14 protein-coding genes and 1 other annotated feature are annotated in these 20,917 nt (G+C 35.2%); of the genes, 2 read left to right on the top strand and 12 right to left on the bottom strand.

Annotation, left to right across the window (positions count from 1 at the left end; all coding sequences use genetic code 11):
• Positions 1-18: 18 nt before the first annotated feature.
• Positions 19-2,178: a hypothetical protein gene (locus tag I5776_RS07335; RefSeq protein ID WP_202779859.1), complete on the top strand. Its 2,160-nt coding sequence runs from the start codon at positions 19-21 to the stop codon at positions 2,176-2,178.
• A gap of 57 nt (positions 2,179-2,235) precedes the next feature.
• Here the strand turns inward: I5776_RS07335 and I5776_RS07330 are convergent, their stop codons facing one another.
• The 4 genes from I5776_RS07330 to I5776_RS07315 form a co-directional block, all read right to left on the bottom strand.
• Positions 2,236-5,097: a VWA domain-containing protein gene (locus tag I5776_RS07330; protein ID WP_202779857.1), complete on the bottom strand. Its 2,862-nt coding sequence runs from the start codon at positions 5,095-5,097 to the stop codon at positions 2,236-2,238.
• A gap of 117 nt (positions 5,098-5,214) precedes the next feature.
• On the bottom strand, positions 5,215-6,918 hold the full coding sequence (locus I5776_RS07325; RefSeq protein ID WP_202779855.1) for a sensor domain-containing diguanylate cyclase: 1,704 nt from the start codon (positions 6,916-6,918) through the stop codon (positions 5,215-5,217).
• A 113-nt stretch (positions 6,919-7,031) separates the two neighbouring features.
• Positions 7,032-8,318, bottom strand: a complete 1,287-nt coding sequence (locus I5776_RS07320; RefSeq protein WP_202779853.1) for a bifunctional folylpolyglutamate synthase/dihydrofolate synthase — start codon at positions 8,316-8,318, stop codon at positions 7,032-7,034.
• Between the two features lie 64 nt (positions 8,319-8,382).
• Positions 8,383-11,028, bottom strand: coding sequence for a valine--tRNA ligase (locus I5776_RS07315; protein WP_202779851.1), 2,646 nt, complete (start codon positions 11,026-11,028; stop codon positions 8,383-8,385).
• A gap of 172 nt (positions 11,029-11,200) precedes the next feature.
• Positions 11,201-11,478 (bottom strand) — a binding site (T-box leader).
• A gap of 163 nt (positions 11,479-11,641) precedes the next feature.
• Between I5776_RS07315 and I5776_RS07310 the strand changes: the two genes are divergently transcribed.
• Entirely contained in the window at positions 11,642-11,833 is a 192-nt protein-coding gene (locus I5776_RS07310; RefSeq protein WP_202779848.1) for a hypothetical protein, read from the top strand.
• Positions 11,834-11,860: 27 nt separating this feature from the next.
• Here I5776_RS07310 and ysxE read toward each other — a convergent pair whose 3' ends face one another.
• The 8 genes from ysxE to hemA form a co-directional block, all read right to left on the bottom strand.
• Positions 11,861-12,892 (bottom strand): spore coat protein YsxE, encoded by a 1,032-nt coding sequence (ysxE, locus tag I5776_RS07305; RefSeq protein WP_202779847.1) that lies wholly within the window; start codon positions 12,890-12,892, stop codon positions 11,861-11,863.
• A 94-nt stretch (positions 12,893-12,986) separates the two neighbouring features.
• The gene (gene spoVID, locus I5776_RS07300) at positions 12,987-14,162 is read right to left on the bottom strand and encodes a stage VI sporulation protein D (RefSeq protein WP_202779845.1); all 1,176 of its coding nucleotides are present in this window, start codon (positions 14,160-14,162) and stop codon (positions 12,987-12,989) included.
• A gap of 334 nt (positions 14,163-14,496) precedes the next feature.
• Positions 14,497-15,786, bottom strand: a complete 1,290-nt coding sequence (gene hemL, locus I5776_RS07295; RefSeq protein WP_202779843.1) for a glutamate-1-semialdehyde 2,1-aminomutase — start codon at positions 15,784-15,786, stop codon at positions 14,497-14,499.
• A 50-nt stretch (positions 15,787-15,836) separates the two neighbouring features.
• A complete protein-coding gene (gene hemB, locus I5776_RS07290; RefSeq protein WP_202779841.1) occupies positions 15,837-16,814 on the bottom strand; it encodes a porphobilinogen synthase in 978 nt (325 codons plus the stop codon).
• Positions 16,811-17,692, bottom strand: coding sequence for a uroporphyrinogen-III synthase (locus I5776_RS07285; protein ID WP_202779839.1), 882 nt, complete (start codon positions 17,690-17,692; stop codon positions 16,811-16,813). The genes hemB and I5776_RS07285 overlap by 4 nt, the downstream gene beginning before the upstream one ends.
• Positions 17,689-18,624: a hydroxymethylbilane synthase gene (hemC, locus tag I5776_RS07280; protein WP_202779837.1), complete on the bottom strand. Its 936-nt coding sequence runs from the start codon at positions 18,622-18,624 to the stop codon at positions 17,689-17,691. The genes I5776_RS07285 and hemC overlap by 4 nt, the downstream gene beginning before the upstream one ends.
• A 12-nt stretch (positions 18,625-18,636) precedes the next feature.
• A complete protein-coding gene (locus tag I5776_RS07275; protein ID WP_202780726.1) occupies positions 18,637-19,470 on the bottom strand; it encodes a cytochrome c biogenesis protein in 834 nt (277 codons plus the stop codon).
• Between the two features lie 95 nt (positions 19,471-19,565).
• Positions 19,566-20,897, bottom strand: a complete 1,332-nt coding sequence (gene hemA, locus I5776_RS07270; RefSeq protein ID WP_202779827.1) for a glutamyl-tRNA reductase — start codon at positions 20,895-20,897, stop codon at positions 19,566-19,568.
• Positions 20,898-20,917: the final 20 nt, after the last annotated feature.

Here is a 20,917-nt window from a genome sequence, read left to right as displayed (position 1 = left end):
AGAGGAGGTGGAACGTGCATGGTAAATCAAAAAGGAAACACATTAATCAATGTCATGATTGTTACAATCGTTATTATGACAATTAGTTTATCAATTGTAGCCGCCACGATTAATGGTGCAAAACGGACAAGTGTAAGAGAAACTGATGTAACGATTACATACGACGGCATTAAAATTATTGATGATATAGTCGCAAACCTATCACTAGAATTATCGAGTAACCAAACATTCAAAATCGATCAACTTAATCCACAATTATTTACTAGTCAATTAGGTAAGCTGCTTTCTGGCATAGTAGAAAAACATAAAGATAAATCGTTATCTTGTATAAATGTTTTAAATGTTACCGGAAAAACGTCATCTTATTTATTAAATGATCATCCTTCCTGTATCGAAAACACAAAGAATTTATCGACTTTCAATATCGATGAAAAAACGACATTAACTAGAGTTATTTATTTAATCGCTAAAGTAGAAACACCCGATAAGGCAAAAGGTTACATCACACGAACGATTACAAAAAGAATCATTCTCTCTCCAAATCCTAGTTTTTTGAAATATGTAGTCGGTACGAGAGGAAAATTGGTTTTAAATGGCTCACCTACTATCATCGGCAATCTATATGCAAATGATTTAATGATTGATAAAAATGCGTATTACCAGTTATCCAATTCGGAAAATTATCAATTATCAGCACCGACCCCACTACCTGATATAAAAGGTGATATTTATTCGAATTCAACGAGATTTTTAAAAAGACTGGTCAAAGAAAATTTTTATAACGGAAATGTTCCAGAATTGAAGAATGATAGCCAATTTGCTGATATCGATTTTAATGACGCCTATCAAACACAAGAGGAAGCCATTCTTAAAGGGAATGGTAAAAGACTTATTACTCCAAACGGGGATGAACTTTCAACTATAAAGAATCAAATTATCCATACATTTGGATTATCAATGACTAATCCTAGTATGAAAGATGAAAGCTACTCTGAAGATAATCCCCCACCTTATCATTTAAAGTTAATTGATAAGGACATGGCAGAGCCAAAGGAATTTTCAGAAAATCTTGTTATATCAAATACTAATAAGGATGTTACGATTAATGACTTAACAGTAAATGGTGATTTATTTGTTTTAGCGAATAAAAAAATGACCTTTAATAATATCCATGCTAGCGGAAATATTTATTTGATTGGTTCTAAGGGGAATATAACAATCAACGGCGGCATTAAGTCCAATAGCAATATTATTATAGATAATGCGATGCAGCTTAAGATCTCTGGAGATATTATGTCTAGCGGGCAGCAACTAATGACTAATTCGGGTTCATTCGAAGCTGATAACAGAATAATAGCCGGTAATTCATTCAGTTTTAAAAACTACGGTTCCGCTACTTTTTCAGAGGATTTATTAATTGGAGATAAGCTCGAAATTGATAATTCCGGTGCGTTAGAAATTGCGAGAGATCTTATTTCAGGTGATAACATTTCAGTTAAAAGTGAAAAAAACTCGAGAATAACCGGAAATATATACGCTTCGGGGAATCTTTTAATTAAATCAATCAATTCTTCACTTCTTCTTACGGGTGATATGTTATCAAACGGGAATTTAAATATTATCGGAGACAGCACTGATCATGATAAAGAGGATGACGAGGCAATTTTCGATTCTGTCATTTATGCTAGAGGACGAGCTACCATATCAAACATCAATATACTTGGTGCAGATAATAATGAAAAAGAACTGATACTCCTATGTGGAGGAAAACTTACAATCACTCGGATGAACGAATTTAATAATTATCAAAATGATGATGAAACAAAAGGGAAAAATGGAGTTCCAACAGAAGAAGAGAATATAAAACCGTTACAAGCATTTTTTTACACTGAGCAAAATGCGGAGCTTTACGGTGTTGGTTCATTATTTTATATAAAAGGCGGGCTATTCGCTAAGGGGAATACGCCCAATCCTGAAGATAGCCAATTAGAGATCAATTCGGTCCGGGGAAAAGTTACGAAGATTGACAATGTCAAAAATATGAACGCTACAATTCAACAAGGGAAGTTTTCTCGATTTATCGTTGATTATGATAAAGATGTATTACTTAAGCGAATTGAAGCATTGCCAAAAGTCGAAACAATTACTGTATATCCTGATAACTTAATAGTGAGATAGAAAGAAAAGGAATGGTTCCCTTGCTTCAATGAAGCAAAGGAATCATTCCTTTCTTTATTACCATTTACCGTCGATTGATTGATTATCATTTCCAGTTCCATTATCATCTGTGCTATCATGAACTTCAAATACTGCTGTATCTTTTATGGCTGGATTATCATCTGAAATGACCGTTATCGTGGAATAGCCTATTTTATTCGCTTTAACATACCATGCACCATCTGCCCCTTGAACAACTTCAACTATATCCTCATCTGTTGAAAAAATATTTTTGATTTTTTTATTTGTTGCATTTTCAGGATTAAAGATTAGTTTAGGATAAATCGAAATCATTGAACCAGGTGTTATCGTGTATTTTGCCTTCGTAAAATGTAATTCTTTCAGCGCGACATAAGGATTTATTACGTTGATCGGAATCTCTACCCGAATATTAGAGCCATCAAGACTTTTAATAACTAACTTTGCACTTCCTTCATGAACGCCAAGGATGCGATTATTATCACCGTCAACTAATTCGGCAACAGTAAGTCCTTCCGGATTTTCGATTGATATTTGCAATTGTTTGTTCAATGCATCTTCCGGTTCAATTTTAATCGTAAAGTCCACCGATTTAAGGACATCAACTTCAATTGGGTTTGGCGTTACAGTAATTGATTGGATGTTCTTCGTGATAACAACTGATTTTGTCACAGCGTTTGAATCACTGGAAAAACCACCCAGAGTTCGGACGTTTATTTTGACTTCTCCACTATAATTTCCTGGTATTTGTACAGGTTGTTTAGGATCAAACACTAACCAATCGGTCGTACCCTTTTTTGATTCAAGTTGATATTCGTATTTCACATCTTTACCTAATACAAAATCTGTAACATAAAATTGTACCGGTCCGGCTGTCGATGATCCATTGATTAAAATTTTTCCTGTTCCATTCTCTTTCATTTCAAAATTCGTTTTCAAATATAAATATGCTTTTGAGTTATCATAGTAAGTAATTTCAATTTTTTTGCCATTGTTTTGTAGTTCCAATCCCATAACCGGTTTGTTCGGCAAAGAATTGGCCGTTAAATCTGTTTCGGCTACAACCTCTTCGCTGTTCTTATTAATTTTTTGAATCTTACCAACTGCATCTCCGACGTAATAATATTTATCGGTATTATCAGTATCCAAGCGAACCTTCATTCCAATTTTCTTTGACAATGTAGAGGTGGTAACAGATTGTGATCCAAATCGACTATCATTATATTGGATAGTTGCGATTGGATAAGATGTATATGAAAGAGCCCACATCGCCTTTAATTTTATCGAAAATGAAAATTCCTTCACATTAAAATTACCTTTTGAATAACTAATCGGCTTAGGAATGTCAATTTGAATTTTATGTTTATTGTCTTCAGTAATAATTTCTTTAACAGATGCATTGGACATGAAATCCTGTCCACTAGTGATCGTCAATTGTGAATTCGCCAATGTTATACCGTCCGGTAACGGTTGAATAATTTTCAATCCTGTTAATGACCCGTTTGCGAAGCTATTGACTAAGCCTGATGGGGTTATTGTATACTTTGCCGAAAATTGATTGCTTTCCGAATCGCTTGTACCTATTTTTACTAAGCTGTCTGGCGAATATAATGCATTACCGATAAGGTCGACACTGCTTGTAAAAGTTGGTGCTGTATCATCTTTAATTGTTATCGTAACGGGAGAATGGATGTTTTGGACTACTTTCCCGTTTAGATCCTTATAGTTTATTTTGATAGTTTCAAAAGAATAAACACCTGTTTTCGTAAATTCAAGTGGTAAGGATGTATTTATTTCATTCGGTGATGGATTTGCATTGATAGGGTAACTAAAATTAAATTTAACATGTGCCACATTATTTTCATCGACATAGGCATTCGCACCATCTTTTACTTTTACCGTCCCTTTAAATGGTTTAAGATCAATTGTCACATCACCATCTATAGATGGTGAATCAAATTGTGATGAAATATTTGTAAATAATTCAGTTAAACTGTTCGAATTACTTTGGGTAGCAAATCCGCCAGTTTTTCCAGACATCGTATCAAGAAGTTGATAGTTTACATCCCCCTCTTTTGCAAAGGCGATACTATACATTGTAATATCGTTTTTTCCTATGTTATCGGATGTATCAAGTACGGCTGATTTGATTAGCTTTTTCAGACCATTTACTCCATTAATTTCAGTACATCTATTTGAATTACCATTTTTTATACAAGTATCAGCAGTTGATATTTCGTATAAATTACTATTGTAAATTAAGGAGGTTGGTTCCCCATCTGTTAAGAATATGACATATTTTTTTCTATCTCCACTTCCAGTTTCAGCATTTTTCATAATACTGGTTGAAACTACGGATTCGAGTGGCTGTATATAGTTTGTACCGCCTCCACTTACCTTATCTAAGTCAGAAATCATGTTTTTAATATTATTGAGTCCTGTCGTTTCTTTAATGGTTTTAGAAGTACAATACCAATAATTAGATTGGCATTTATTGCTTATTTTTGAATCAAATGGAATAAAGTAAAAACCATCTTTTGATTGAGCATTTTGACTAAAAAAATCGATAGCTTTGTTTAATGCATTTTTCGCACTTGTATCTTTTCTTTCACCTTCCAGTGTTTCTTTCATTGATCCTGAAGTATCATGGACAAAAAAGACATCAATGGGTTTTCTCTGTTCATTTGTCGCTTTACCTTTTGGAAGAAGGCTAATATCTAAACGGCCTTCTGCATTACCGTCTGTTGGCTTTATGTATTCATTGGCGGATGGACGAACAGAAAAATCTACTGAAGGACTTGTTGTTGATGCATTCGTAGGTGTAGGATTTATATTTGAGGCACAGAAGGAAATAACTACTACAAAAAATAGCAAGTGAATTTTTTTAAATATTGTGCGCATCTTTATCTCCTCTTTTTACTAATTTAATTAGTAGATTAGTAATTTAATAATAGCATGATACATAGTTCTTTAATACTATTTCTATAGGAAATGGTTGATTTTTTGAATCAACCATTTTTATTTCACATATTCTGCTACTCTATTTTTCCCGGCCCGTTTTGCCCCAATATACAGTGCTCGATCCGCATGTCTGATAAGTGCAAGTGAATCATCGGCATCCTGTGGTGCGGTTGCGACACCTATACTAACTGTAATAGAAATGCTTTCATGCTTGACACCTATATCTAAAAAATTTTGTGTTGCAAATGGACGATTGGCAATTGTTAAGCGGACGATTTCTGCTAATCGAAGTGCTGATTGCTTATTCGTATCAGGCAGGAGTATAACAAATTCCTCCCCCCCATAGCGTGCAACGGTCCCCCGATTACCTATTAAACTTTTAATCCTTTTAGCCATTTGGACAAGAATTTCATTCCCACTTTGATGTCCATACGTATCGTTTACACTTTTAAAATAATCAATATCAAGCATTATTAACGAAAGTCCATTTCTCTGTCCTTTAGATAATAAATCAAATTCATGTGAGAGAAGTTCCTCGAAATAGCGGTAATTATATAATTTCGTTAGTTGACAATGCTCACTCATCATTTTCGTTTTTTCATAATGCTTTGCATTTTGAATAGCTACAATGAAGTACGAACATAATATATCAATCATTGGAATCTGAAATTTCTCATATTGCTTTTTTTTAGTTGATACTAAAAATAAAACACCTTCTACCTTTTTCCGTCTAAAAATGGGGACACATAAAATGCTTTCAGCACCTTCCGGCATATATCCATATGATTCATTTTCCCATTCCGTTTTTTCATTATAGAGAACGGCCTTTCCCGTTCCCCATACAACACCACTTATTCCTTGGTTTCTCTTAATTGCTGGCATGATATCTAAGTTTTGTTCCCCTTTTTCGACCCCTCTTAAAAGAACGAGTTCATCGTTCATTACATCGAGAATATAGGCATAATCAACGGGGAGCACTTGGGATATTTTCTGGATAAATAAATCAAGCACTTCATTAACTTGTAAACGTTCTGTTAATTGATGCCCTATTTCAGCAGCTCTTTGTAAATATTCATTGATTCTTTCGGAAGAATTGTACATTCGTAAAACATAGGCGAAACTAATAAAAGGAATACCAATGATTAAAAAGGCAACATATCCTATATTGTTAAACAAGAAATATAGACCAACTCCGAGCGGGAAAACCATGGTTAGAGTAAAGAAATCCCACAGCATATTTTTAGCAAAGAAACGCTCTTTTTTTCCTAAAAAAATCCCGGTCCAGTGGTAAAGTATTTGATTCGCGATAAAATTCACTATTTGATAAACAATGAGCGGTACGATCAAATCGGAAAATGTATTGTTCCCAATTTCCCCTCCAACAGCATAGAAGGTAATCCCACTTACTAAGGAGACGATTAAAAACATAACTGAATTTAAAAAATAGCGATATAGTTCATCTTTTTTTATTTTTAGCGAAAACATCAACATGATGATAGAAAATTGTAAAAAGAGTATTTCATAAAATAATCCATGTAATAAAAAAGCAACTAATGTAATCCATTGAGTCAAAAAAATAGGAGTTTCATTAATAATAATCGGAAAATATGAGACAATTCCCGCAAAAACTAGAAAAGCTACTATTAAATAAGGTACCATTGGCTCAGAAGGGTAAAACTGATAAGCTACTATAATTCCTGTCGGAACAAACAGTAACCAACATATGAAAAGAAGCTTCATTTTAGTAGCACGATGTTCCATTTTAATCCCCCTGATTATAGTTAATAAGTCATAATCTTCTAAAATATTTTACCAAACCAAAATTTTCTTGTCATTACTTTTTTCCTATTAAATTTTCTAAATCACTAGTTTTTTTAGAATTGCGGAAACTCCTTTAAATACGATTTTACATTGCTAATAAAATATAAAGAACCGGACACAATGAGCATTTCATTTTCCTCTAACGCATGTGACAATTCTCCCAATAGTTTTTTCCAATTTTTATTTATTTTCGCGTGTGGGAGTAAACGGAGTGAAAACAACTCCTCTGCTGATGCCGCTCTAGGAAAATCAAATTCAGTAAAATATACTTCTGCATCTAATTTCGCTAAAGGCTGGATCATGTTCGTTAAGTCTTTATCATGTAAGGCCGCAAATATCATTTTCTTTTTTTTGTATGGAAAATGTTCTTGAATTGTGTTAATTAAAGAGGTGATTCCTTCTGGATTATGTGCACCATCCAAGATAACAAATGGTTGTTCACTTACTATTTCCATTCTTCCCGGCCAAGACGCTTTCCGCAAACCTTCTCGAATCATCGGTTCGTCAATTTGTAAAAAGATTGCTGCTCCTATTGCTAAAACCGCGTTTTCTATTTGATGCTTCCCTAACATATTTATAACTACATCTTGAAATTGAACTTCTGCAGAGGAAAAAGTAAATTGTTCTCCTCGTTCACGTGTACGAACATTTTCAATTCTATAATCATCTTTACTAATGGAAAGTTTCGCGTTCATTTCCTTTGATTTGTTTGTTATTACCTTTAATGCTTCTCTTTGTTTTGCTCCTGTAATAACTGGTGTCTCATTTTTAATGATTCCTGCTTTTTCAAAAGCTATTTCTGCAACAGTGTGGCCAAGTATATTTACATGGTCCATTCCAATGTTTGTGATTATGCTTAAAATAGGCTGTAAAATATTTGTTGAATCCAATCTACCACCTAATCCAACTTCAAATATTGTTATATCCATCGGATTTATATAAGCAAAATAATAAATGGCCATTACCGTTATCACTTCAAATTCAGTCAGAGATCCTAAATTGGTCGTTTCTATTTCCTCAACATATGGTTGAATGTGCGCAACTAATTGAACAATTTCTTCATCTGTAATCGGAAAACCATCCACACTTATTCGTTCATTAAATGTTTCGATATATGGTGAAGTAAATGTCCCGACACGATATCCGGCTTCATTAAGTATCGATCGTAAATAAGTAACGGTAGAACCTTTTCCATTGGTTCCTCCAATATGTATAACTTTTAACTTTTTTTCTGGTGACCCTAATTTTTCCATCATCCATTCCATTCGTTCCAACCCAGGCTTGATTCCAAACTTCAATCTGGAATTAATCCAGTTAATTGCATCTTCATACGTTTGCATTTTCATGACCTCTTTATGTAGGAAGACGAATTCATTATTCGAATTCGCCTCCCATAGTTTTTAATTAATGATGTTTTAATTCTTCAATTCTTGCTTTAACAGTTGCCTGTTTTTCTAAGTAATCTGTTTCTTTTGCTCGTTCTTCATCGACCACAGCTTGTGGTGCTTTACTTATAAATTTCTCATTTCCTAATTTTTTCTGAACACGATCAACTTCTTTAGTCCATTTTTCTAGTTCTTTCTCAAGTCGTGCAATTTCTTCATCAATATTGATTAAACCTTCTAATGGAAGGAACAACTCAACACCTGTTACTACTGCTGTCATGGCTTTATCTGGTGCAGCTAGGTCAGTAGCAATGGTGAGTTCATCTGGATTACAGAAACGCTCAATGTAAGTTTGATTCTTTTTAAGAGAATCCAGTACTTGATTGTCTTTTGCTTTTAGCATGAGCTTAATTTTTTTGCTTAGTGGTGTATTTACCTCTGAGCGAATATTCCGTACTGAACGAATAATTTCAACTAATAATTTCATTTCTCCAGCTGCTGCTTCATCATGCAACTCATTATTTGCTACTGGCCAAGACGCAACAGTAATGGATTCCCCTTTATGAGGCAGGTTTTGCCAAATTTCTTCGGTTATAAACGGCATAAATGGATGCAGTAATCTCATTGTGTTGTCTAAAACATAAGCTAATATTGAACGAGTCGTAAGTTTTGCCGCTTCATCATCACCATATAGCGGTAACTTAGCCATTTCAATATACCAATCGCAGAAATCATCCCAAATGAAGTTATAAAGCGCTCTACCAACTTCACCAAACTCATATTTATCAGCAAGTTTTGTAACTGTTTCAATTGTTTCATTTAATCTTGTTAATATCCACTTGTCCGCTACAGATTTTTCACCTGTTAAATCAATTTCCTCGTATGTTAATCCGTTCATATTCATCAAGGCAAAGCGGGAAGCATTCCAAATTTTATTTGCAAAGTTCCAAACGGATTCAACTCTTTCCATACTAAATCGTAAGTCTTGCCCAGGTGAACTGCCCGTCGATAAGAAATAGCGTAAAGAATCTGCACCATATTTATCGATGACATCCATTGGATCAACACCATTACCAAGAGATTTACTCATCTTTCTTCCTTGTTCATCACGCACAAGACCATGAATGAGCACATCTTTAAAAGGAATTTGCCCTGTAAATTCCTTCGCTTGGAAAATCATCCGTGCTACCCAGAAGAAGATAATGTCATATCCGGTAACTAATGCATTTGTTGGATAATATCGTTTGTAATCTTCTGCGTCTGTGTTTGGCCAACCCATTGTAGAAAAAGGCCATAAAGCAGAACTAAACCAAGTATCTAATACATCATTATCTTGTTCCCAATTCTCAATATCATTAGGCGGTTCGATATCTACATGTATTTCTCCTGTTTCTTTATGATACCAAGCCGGAATACGATGTCCCCACCATAGCTGACGGGAAATACACCAATCACGAATATTTTCCATCCAGCGTAAATACGTTTTTTCAAATCGATCAGGCACAAATTGAACACCTGCATCTGTACCTTGCATCGAAACGGCTGCTTCAGCTAATGGTGCCATTTTTACAAACCATTGTGTGGATAAATATGGTTCAACTACCGCACCACTTCTTTCTGAATGTCCTACTGAATGCATATGTTCTTCTATTTTAAATAATACACCTTGTTCTTGAAGATCCTTAACAATTTGCTTGCGGCATTCGAAGCGATCCATGCCTTCATATTTTCCGCTCTTTTCATTCATTGTCCCGTCTTCATTCATCACTAATATTCGTTCTAAATTATGACGATTGCCAATTTCAAAGTCATTAGGATCGTGTGCCGGCGTAATTTTAACCGCTCCAGACCCAAATTCCATATCTACATAATCATCACCGACAATCGGAATTTCACGACCAGTAATAGGTAAAATCACTGTTTTTCCGATTAAATGCTTATATCTTTCATCTTCCGGATGAACAGCAACAGCCGTGTCACCAAGCATTGTTTCTGGGCGAGTTGTCGCAATTTCAATTGACCCTGTTCCGTCAGCTAACGGATATTTCATATGATAGAATGCACCTTGAACATCCTTGTAAATTACCTCAATATCGGATAAAGCAGTTTTTGTAGCTGGGTCCCAGTTTATAATATATTCACCGCGGTAGATTAATCCTTTTTTATAAAGGGTAACAAACACTTTACGTACAGCATCTGATAATCCTTCATCAAGAGTAAAACGTTCTCGGGAGTAATCTAATCCTAAGCCAATTTTCGACCACTGTTTACGAATAAACGCAGCATATTCTTCTTTCCATTTCCATGTTTCTTCGACAAATTTATCCCTGCCTAGATCATATTTTGATATGCCCTCTTCGCGTAATTTTGCTTCTACTTTTGCCTGTGTGGCAATCCCCGCATGATCCATACCAGGTAACCATAATACATCATAGCCTTGCATACGTTTCATTCTTGTTAAAATATCTTGTAATGTCGTATCCCAAGCATGACCTAAATGCAATTTACCAGTTACATTTGGAGGTGGAATAACAATTGTATAAGGTTCTTTTTTAGGGTCATCTTTCGCTTCAAAAAACTTCCCTTTTACCCACCAATCATAGCGATCTTTTTCAATCGTATTCGGATCATATTTTGTAGACATTTGAATTTCTTGTGTTTCCATTCTATTTTCCTCGCTTTCCATTATCCTACTTTACTTTTGATACCTGATTATGGCTCTGTTAAACTGGGTTGTTGATTTCCGCTGCAGGTACTCACTTTCCGCTCCAATCAACATGGCGTTAATATCAACACTGAACTTTAACAAAGCCAAACAAATAAAAAACTCCCCTCGTCAAAAGGACGAAGGGAGCGATTTTCGCGGTACCACCTTTTTTCACAGACAATAGCTTTAACCTACACTAAAGTCTGGCACTTAAATATGATAACGGCTCTTCACCGGCTTCAACTACTCCATTTACATGTTTCACAGAAGCTACTCATGGGCGACCTTCCAATGTTCACTCTTAGGAAATCTCTCAGCTATTGATTTCCCTCTCTGAATATAAGCTTGAATATTTATCAGCTTATCTAAGCAGTATCCCATCGTACTTTTCCCAATCACTGCATTTTATTTTCATGTAATTTACTTATTATAGTATCTAAAATAAACACGTTTCGTCAATCATTATTACCGATTATTTTAAAAAATATTCGGCTTATGCTGGATTGACACCTATTCACCCATATCCCATACATTATTATATAAGGATCCAGAGAATAGGTAGGTGAAAGGAATGAAAAAAAAGTTTAATCAATATACGATACAAACTTGGTTTAAAACATTTAAAGGTGTTGGAAGGCAACTAATTATTCCATTTACCATTTTTCAAGCAATACGAACGATCTTATTACCTACTGCCTTCGATGTTTTATTACTAGCCATCTTTATCTTAATTGCTTTTGCATTCCAGAATGAGTGGATTTAAAAAATAAGAAGCCCTTCCCGAAATTTATTAGGAAGGGCCGTTGTTTTGTGTACCTTTAGATTGATTTTCCATTTCGCGTATCCGCATGACGACATATTCGGTATTTTTTAATAGCCAGTATTGTTTTTGCAATTGCTTTACATATCTTATTTCCGGCTTCTTCGTATTCTTCAGGAAATATTCTTTAACGATTCTATGCATGTGACCAGGATGTGCTAAATAACTAAGAAATAGATGCTTTTCATCTTCTCTAAATGGGAAATGTGATAAATAAGTATAGACCCAATCTACACAATCATCCCATCTCTTTGGATAGGTAGTTAGTGTCCTTGCCAAGAAAGGAAGCAAATCATGAATCGGTGAAGAGACTTTAGAATCTTCAAAATTTGTAAAATACCCATACCCACGTTCATCATATAGAAAATGTTCCGTAGAAATTTTGCCGTGTACGACTACGGTTCTTCCTTTTTCGAGCTCTTTAGATACTTCATACCATTGCTTTATCTCCTGCTTTGAAAAATCAAGTGCCTGAATGATGTCTTGATAAAATGAACAATATAATAATTCGAAAGGAGACATATACACTTTCTTTTCACTACGTTCAAGAAATTCCTCAAAAAATTCGGTTTCCCTTTCCCATTGTGTATTCGTTAGCTCAAAATGTTCCTTTCTTTCTTCGCTTGCTATAGGTATGTCCTTAACTGATAATGTATGGAGCCGAGCCAATTCTCTGAACATCTTTTGATGCTTTTCATTGCGATCCTCTTTTTCTTCATTCGGCAGCCATGGCATTAAATAATATAAATAGTGCTCATTAAGCACAGCATACCTTCCATCCATCGTTGGATAGATTGGAACAATCCGATTATAACCACGATGATAGAGCATTTGAACATTTCGAACAAAATCTGTTCCTAATTGAGGAGAAATTCGTTTTAGGGCAAAATTTCCATCTTTCGTAACAATTTTATAGGTCTTACCATACTTTTCGATAAAATTAACTTTTAGACCGTATTGTTTTACAATCATTTTTATTTCTGATTGTGTACTCTTATCCATCTTATCACCTGCTTGGGTGCCCTTTACTGCCTCCAAATTTAAATTCTGTATTCCTGACTTTTTTCAATAGGTACGAAAGATAGACAATCAACGGTTATTCAATTTTACTTTTTAATGTCGTTGCATATGATGGAATATATAATACTTGCCCCTCATATACATCTTGATTTATTTCTAAATGGTTCATCCTTAAAATTTGTTGAACACTAATGTCATATTTTTCAGCTAAAACATCGAGTGTTTCCCCTTGCTGGACAATACAAACTTTTAATTTTGCTGCTTTTTCATCTGTCTTTCTTGCAAAAAAATCAGCTAATGAGATAGATTCATATTTTCCAAATTTCTTCTTTTTCTTATTTTCCGTTTCTTCTACTTCCTGTTCTTCTTGTTCTTCGTCCACATCTGCAGGTGATTCAACTTCAATGTCCTCTGATGATTCTGTCTCTTGACGAGAAAACTGTAGAAGTTCATCTTTTATATCCTCTTCATCGTAGGAATGAAGATTTATCGTTGGTTCATCATTTTTATTTTCTATATTGATTGGAATTTCCTCTTCCGGTTGAATTTTACGTGCTTCTACTGTAAAAGGTTGAAAGAATTCCTCTTGCACTGATGATTCCTGTTCTGTTGATTCATTGGTTGTTGTTAAAAATCTTGGTACTTGATCATCTGATTCCTGCTCTTCGTCATTTTCTAAATGCCACTCATTTAATTCTGCTGACAATTCAAGAGACTCCTCTTCATCAACATTATCGAATGATTCTTCGGAAGTTTCTTCTTGTAGTGAATTTCTTTGTGAAACGGAAATAGGAATTTCTTGTTTTTCTTCCTCTGTAAACGTTTCTTCGTTACGTATCCCCAATATGGAAAGATCCGCGTTAAGTTTTAAATTTCCTTTTTCAGGCAGTAAATAATCAAAGGAATCAATATTTACATCAATATCTGCAATTTGATCAATTCTGCTTTTCGGAATTGTGACATCAACTGGAAACTGATGTTCAAAATAAAATACTTCATCTGTTGTACGGTATTCAACATGATGAGCAAATTTTCCATGCAAATCGAGTTCTTGTTCCTGCTCTACTTCTTCCTTTCCTTTGTATTCTCCAGACAATTGTAAGTTCCCGATAATTTGGATGTATTGTTCTTGCTCTTGTATAGTAATTTCTGGATCCAATGAAATGGATAGAAGTTCATCTACTTCCTGTCCTTTTTTAAACCAGATGGACTCTTCTAATGAAAATCGTAAGGACGATTGACTTTGAGACAAGGTGGATTCCTCCCTTTCAATCAAACTGACTATGTCATTTACACTTTATGAACAAAGGAAGGAATTTATGTTAGTTTTCTTTGTGCAAAGGTACATTTCTAATAGATGTAATTAATAATTAATCGAACCCGCAGCCTGAATACACTACGCTTTCCGCGGGTGAGTTGTGAGCCTCCTCGTTCGTGCCTCACTGCCGGAAGTTCGCTAGTCGATAGCCGCCCGCCGGAACTAGACAGGCTCGACTTCCTCCCTGCGGAAAGCAAGCTCCTGCAGCGGAAAGGAACGGACCATTCAAAAAACCACACCTAAAAAGATTAGGTGTGGTTGAGTATGTTTATCCGCGAATCGTTTTAAATGTTTTTTCGACCGCTTCAATTGTATGGTCAATGTCCTCATCTGTAAGCGTAGTTGATAGGAATAATCCTTCAAACTGGGATGGTGGTAGAAATACCCCGTTGTTTGCCATTTCGCGGTAGTAAGCAGCAAAAAGTTCTAAATCAGATGTTTTTGCTGTTTCGTAGTTAATTACCTTTTCATTCGTTAGGAAAATACCAATCATCGAACCGGCACGATTTATTGTATGAGGGATGCTATATTTAACAGCCGCCTCGTGCAATCCTTTTTCTAGCTTATCTGCCTTTTTAATGAACTCCTTATACGTATCTGGAGTTAATTGTACTAATGTTTCATATCCGGCAGTCATTGCTAATGGATTACCAGATAAAGTTCCAGCTTGATAGATTGGACCACTTGGTGCAATCTTTTCCATGATTTCTGCTTTCCCACCGAAAGCACCCACTGGAAGTCCTCCCCCGATAACTTTTCCAAGACATGTCAAATCAGGAGTTACTCCAAAATATCCTTGGGCACAATGATAGTCAACACGGAAGCCAGTCATTACTTCATCAAAAATTAGTAGTGAACCATAATTACTTGTGATTTCACGTAAACCTTCTAAGAAGCCAGGTTGAGGAGGTACAACTCCCATGTTACCGGCTACAGGTTCGACTATGATACAAGCGATATCTTCCCCATATTGTTCAAAAGCAAGTTTCACGCTTTCCAAATCATTATAAGGAACAGCAATTGTATTACTGGCAATACCAACAGGAACACCAGGACTGTCTGGCAAGCCCAGCGTAGCAACACCAGAACCTGCTTTAATTAAAAGGGAATCCCCATGCCCGTGGTAACAACCTTCAAATTTCAAAATTTTACTGCGTCCTGTATATCCACGAGCTAAACGTAATGCACTCATAGTTGCTTCAGTGCCTGACGAAACCATGCGAATAATTTCAATCGATGGCACTCTTTCCTGTACAAGCTTTGCCAATTTGTTTTCTGCAAGTGTTGGCGCACCAAAACTCGTCCCATTTTCAGCCACTTTTTTTAAGGCATTTACAACTTGCTCATTGGTATGACCTAAAATTAGCGGTCCCCACGATAATACATAATCGATATATTCATTTCCATCAATATCATAAATTTTAGAGCCTTTTCCTCTTTCCATAAAGATTGGATCCATATTTACTGATTTAAAGGCACGTACTGGGCTATTAACTCCACCTGGCATCAAGCTTAGCGCTTCTTGAAATGCCTTTTTAGATTTTTCATATGAACGCATTTTAACAACCCCCATAAGGTTATATTCTTAATGATAGATTAAATAATTTTTTATTCAGCGATCCATTTAGCTGCATCTTTAGCAAAATAAGTAATAATTAAATCAGAACCTGCTCTTTTCATACTCGTTAACATTTCTAGAACAATTGATTTTTCATCAATCCACCCATTTTGTGCAGCCGCCTTCACCATTGAATACTCACCGCTTACATTGTAAGCGACAACAGGTAAATTAAATTCATTTTTTACATCCCGTACAATATCAAGATAAGATAAAGTCGGTTTAACAATTAAGAAATCTGCACCTTCATCAACATCTGACTGTGCTTCTCTAAAAGCCTCAAGACGGTTTGCCGGATCCATTTGATAGGTTTTACGATCGCCAAATTGTGGGGCACTTCCTGCCGCATCACGGAACGGGCCATAGAAAGCGGAGGAATATTTAACCGCATAAGACATAATTGGAATATCTTCAAATCCCGCCTCATCTAATCCTTTACGAATGGCTGCCACAAAGCCGTCCATCATATTAGATGGGGCAATAATATCTGCACCGGCTTCCGCCTGACTTACTGCTGTTTTTGCTAATAATTCAAGACTCGGATCATTTAAAATTTTTCCAGATTCAATCACACCACAATGTCCATGATCCGTATATTCACAAAGGCAAGTATCTGCAATAATAATTATTTCTGGATAATTTTTTTTAATAAATCGGGTAGCCTCTTGGACGATACCATGGTTATGGAATGCACCTGACCCTTCCGCATCTTTATGTAAAGGAATTCCAAATAAAAGAACTGATTTAATGCCTAATTCTACTACTTCATCCATTTCGACCTTTAATTGATCGAGGGATAATTGATAGATCCCGGGCATTGATGCAATAGGATTTTTAATATTTTGACCTTCAGCAACAAAGATCGGGTAAATAAAATCTTCTACATGTAAATGTGTTTCTCGAACTAGAGCTCTCATGTTCGCAGAATTACGTAATCTTCTATGACGTTTAAATTGTAAATCTTTCATTTTGGTTCCTCCTTCGCGATCTGTAGCTTGCACAAGCTTTCAAGCATACATTCAATCGTATAGATTGCAGGACTAGCTACAACCTTATATCCATATTCCTCTACTGCTTTCTTCGTTACATCACCAATTGTAACTAACTCAATTTTTTGTATTTTATTTTGCAAAGAATAGTCTTTGACGATGTTCATAAAATGATGAAATGAAGACGGACTAGTAAACATTGCGTAATCCAATTCATTTTCGTTCACGATTGTGACTAGTTTATCAACGCTTTTCGGCGGCAAGAAGGTTTGATAAATAATCCATTCATCTACATGGATTCGTTTTTCTTCTAAACCCTTTGCAATCGTTTTGCTTGCTAGATTTCCTTTTGGAAGCAAAACGGGACCAGCTACTTCCTTTTCTTTTATAAATTCCTCAATAAAATCAGTAGCACTGAATTGTTTTGGAAAAAACTCTACCTTTATATTGTATTTTTCAATTGCCTCTTTCGTTTTACTTCCAACAGCAGCAATACGATTTGTCAGGTTTTCAAGTTTAAGTTTTGGCTTCAATCTATTTAACTCTTTGAAAAAATAATCAACACCATTTTGGCTTGTAAAGATGATCCATTCGTATTCATGCAATTTTTCCACATAGGTTTGTGCATTCGAATCCTCATTTTCTTGGAAATCGATTAGAGGAGTAACATATGAAACCCCACCTAAATCAATAATTTCCCCGGCAAGTTTTTTTCCTTTTTCCCCACCACGTGTAACTAACACATGTTTGCCATCTAATGGCAAATGCCCTTTTTTGCCATCCAATGGCAAATGCTCTTTTTTGCCATCTAATGGTAAATGCCTTTTTTTGCCATCTAATGGCAAATGTTCAATCATGATTCATCTAACTCCCGCTTAACACGATCAATTAGTTCTTTTGCACCTTGTTGTGTCAGCAAATCAGCTGCTTGCTCACCAACGATCATCGGATCTTTTCCAATGACTGTTTCTTTAAAAATCTGTTTCCCATTTGGATCAGCAACTAACGCTGTTAATGAGATTTGTTTATCATCAGTTAATTTAGCAAAACCTGCTATTGGCACTTGGCAGCCGCCTTCCATTTTATGAAGGAATGCTCTTTCCGCAGTCACTGTTTCTTTTGTTTCTTCACAAGTTAACTTAGCTAATTGTTCTAATAGTTCTTTGTCATCTTCGCGACATTCAATCGCTAATGCACCTTGGCCGACAGCAGGTAGACAAATTTGCGGTTCCAAGTATTCTGTCACGACATCACTGCTCCAGCCCATGCGTGAAAGTCCTGCTGCTGCCAAAACGATGGCATCATAATCTTCACTTTCCAACTTTTGCAATCGAGTATCGATATTACCTCGAATCCATTTAATATCTAAATCAGGACATTCAGCAAGAATTTGGGCACTTCGGCGTAAACTGCTTGTTCCAACTTTAGCACCTTTAGGAAGATCCCTTAATGTCATATGCCCTTTTGATATAATGACGTCTCTATAGTCTTCTCGCGGTGGAATACAGCCAATTGTAAGTCCCTGTGGAAGGATTGCAGGCATATCTTTCATACTATGTACAGCCATATCAATTTCTTTATTTAATAGGGCTTGTTCGATTTCTTTTACAAAAAGACCTTTTCCGCCAACTTTTGATAAAGTGACATCTAAGATTTTATCGCCTTTTGTCACAATCTCTTTCACTTCAAATTCAAAAGGTACGCCTAATTTTTTTAATTGATCTGCCACCCAATTTGTTTGTGTTAACGCTAGTTTACTTCTTCTTGAACCGATTATTATTTTTCTCACTGAAATACCCTCCTACGAATACCAAAAATGAAACGCCGATAGACGACTAAATAAAAAGAAATTAATTAAAACAACTAGAAATGCTCCAATATTCCATAAGGCTAATGATTTTCCGAACATACTTTTCTTGTTTCGAAGGTAGAGAATTAGACTATAAACAATTAAAAGGATAAATGAACTGATTATTTTCGAATCATACCAATGGAATGTTGATAATTTAATTAATGCCCATTGCAATCCTAAGATTAAACTTAGCAACAGCATGGGTACACCAATGGCATTTAATACATAAGATATCTTTTCAAGTTTAGATAAATCATTCAACCTCCAAAGACGATGGCCCCACCTTTTTTTCTTAAGTAATGTATATTGCAGTAAATACATTAATGAAAAGACGAATGATAGTGAAAAGGCTGCGTAGGATAGGATTGCCATCGTAATATGTATAAATAACAACTCAGAAATTAATCTTTCCGACATTGCCACATTCGACATTTGAACTGGAGCAAATGTATGAATTGCCATAAAAATAAAGCCGATGATATTGGTAAAAAAAACGGTGAAATCAACTCTTAAAATTTTATTTATGGCAAGTGAAAGTGTAATTAATACCCATGCATAAAAATAAAGACCTTCAAATAATGTGAGTACTGGAAATCTTCCTGTTTGAAATACATACATAAACAAAAAAATTGTTTGAAGAACCCAAACAATTGCAAGTAACCAAAAAGCGAATTGATTTGCTTTCTTATTTTGATGTAAGAAATCGATAAAATATAATAAAATACTTATTGCGTATAAAACAATCATTACCTCATGCAGCCTAGACATGACAATATCGAACATGTGAACATTCAACCTCTCTAAAAAGGTAAGAATTTCAGGTGGAAAAATATTCATTTCCCACCTTTTTCCTACGAATAAAAATTATTTCTATATATTTATATAGGCTGAACATTCAATTGAACAGAAGGAGTTTTTTTGTTTATCTTTACTTGCTGCTCTATTTCAGTTTCCACATTAAAAATTTTCTTAAATAAGTCAATTTGTTCAGCCGCATTCGGCTGTGCCGCAATTTCTTTCACTTGTGAAATTGGATCCTTCAATAATTGATTGACGATACTTTTTGTATGTTTACTTAAAATTTTCCGTTCCCGCTCTGAAAGACTAGGCATTTTTCGTTCGATGCTTTTCATTGTTTCTTCTTGTATCGATAACGCTTTTTCACGTAAAGCTGTAATGACAGGAATGACACCTAACATATTTAGCCATTCATTAAAATGAACCATTTCCATTTCAATATTTATCATAATTTTTTCAGCAGCTTTTTTACGTTCTGCCAAATTGGCTTCAACTATGCCTTCTAAGTCATCAATATCATATAAAAAGACGCTTTCAAGCTCTGCGATTTTAGGATCTAGGTCTCGTGGAACCGCAATATCAACCATAAATAATGGTCGTTTCTTTCTCATCGCCTCAATATCAATCATCATTTCTTTTGTAATAACGTAGCCTTTTGCACCTGTAGAACTTATTAATATATCCGCTTCAACGATTGCACATTGAAGTTCTTGTAATGTCTTTGCTTGGCCGTTAAATTCTTTTGCCAAATCTTGTGCTTTTTTGAACGTACGATTTATAACAGAAACTTTCGTTGCTCCACTTCCATATAAGTTTTCAATCGCTAGTTTCCCCATTTTTCCGGCGCCCACAACGAGGACATGTTTATTTTTCAAGTTCCCTAACACTTTCTTTGCCAGTTCTACAGCAGCATAACTGACTGAAACCGCGTTCGATCCGATTTCTGTTTCGGAGTGAGCCTTTTTTGCAGTTGTAATTGCTTGTTTAAAGAGCTGATTGAAGATCGTGCCGGTTGAACCAACTTCTTGACCAATAAAGAAACTATGTTTCACTTGTCCTAAAATTTGAGTTTCTCCGAGAACCATTGAATTCAATCCACAAACAACTTTAAATAAATGTTCAATCGCTCCATCTTGCTCAAAAATTGACAAATAAGATGTAAACTCATCTTTATCGATTTGAAACCATTCAGATAAAAAATCTTTAATATAATACCGTCCTGTATGCAATTGATCAACAACTGCATATACCTCTGTGCGATTACATGTAGAAACAATCACATTTTCTAAAATGCTTTTTTTATTTTTTAACGCTGCCATTGCATCGGATAAATCCGCTTCATTAAAAGACAGCCTTTCACGTATCTCTACAGGGGCTGTTTTATAATTTAAACCAACAGCTATGATGTACATTTTAAGATGGCACCCCCAAA

Source organism: Heyndrickxia vini, assembly GCF_016772275.1.
Taxonomy (GTDB): domain Bacteria; phylum Bacillota; class Bacilli; order Bacillales; family Bacillaceae_C; genus Heyndrickxia; species Heyndrickxia vini.
Note: the sequence above shows the minus strand (reverse complement) of the source record. Positions and strands in the feature narration are given on the sequence as shown.

What these genes read in the sequence shown, in the direction of transcription:
- hemB (WP_202779841.1), bottom strand. Translation starts at nt 16,814, where the DNA reads ATGAAAGATTTACAATTTAAACGTCATAGAAGATTACGTAATTCTGCG.
- I5776_RS07315 (WP_202779851.1), bottom strand. Translation starts at nt 11,028, where the DNA reads ATGGAAACACAAGAAATTCAAATGTCTACAAAATATGATCCGAATACG.
- hemL (WP_202779843.1), bottom strand. Translation starts at nt 15,786, where the DNA reads ATGCGTTCATATGAAAAATCTAAAAAGGCATTTCAAGAAGCGCTAAGC.
- I5776_RS07330 (WP_202779857.1), bottom strand. Translation starts at nt 5,097, where the DNA reads ATGCGCACAATATTTAAAAAAATTCACTTGCTATTTTTTGTAGTAGTT.
- I5776_RS07320 (WP_202779853.1), bottom strand. Translation starts at nt 8,318, where the DNA reads ATGCAAACGTATGAAGATGCAATTAACTGGATTAATTCCAGATTGAAG.
- hemA (WP_202779827.1), bottom strand. Translation starts at nt 20,897, where the DNA reads ATGTACATCATAGCTGTTGGTTTAAATTATAAAACAGCCCCTGTAGAG.
- I5776_RS07285 (WP_202779839.1), bottom strand. Translation starts at nt 17,692, where the DNA reads ATGATTGAACATTTGCCATTAGATGGCAAAAAAAGGCATTTACCATTA.
- ysxE (WP_202779847.1), bottom strand. Translation starts at nt 12,892, where the DNA reads ATGGATAAGAGTACACAATCAGAAATAAAAATGATTGTAAAACAATAC.
- I5776_RS07310 (WP_202779848.1), top strand. Translation starts at nt 11,642, where the DNA reads ATGAAAAAAAAGTTTAATCAATATACGATACAAACTTGGTTTAAAACA.
- I5776_RS07325 (WP_202779855.1), bottom strand. Translation starts at nt 6,918, where the DNA reads ATGGAACATCGTGCTACTAAAATGAAGCTTCTTTTCATATGTTGGTTA.
- I5776_RS07275 (WP_202780726.1), bottom strand. Translation starts at nt 19,470, where the DNA reads ATGTTCGATATTGTCATGTCTAGGCTGCATGAGGTAATGATTGTTTTA.
- I5776_RS07335 (WP_202779859.1), top strand. Translation starts at nt 19, where the DNA reads ATGGTAAATCAAAAAGGAAACACATTAATCAATGTCATGATTGTTACA.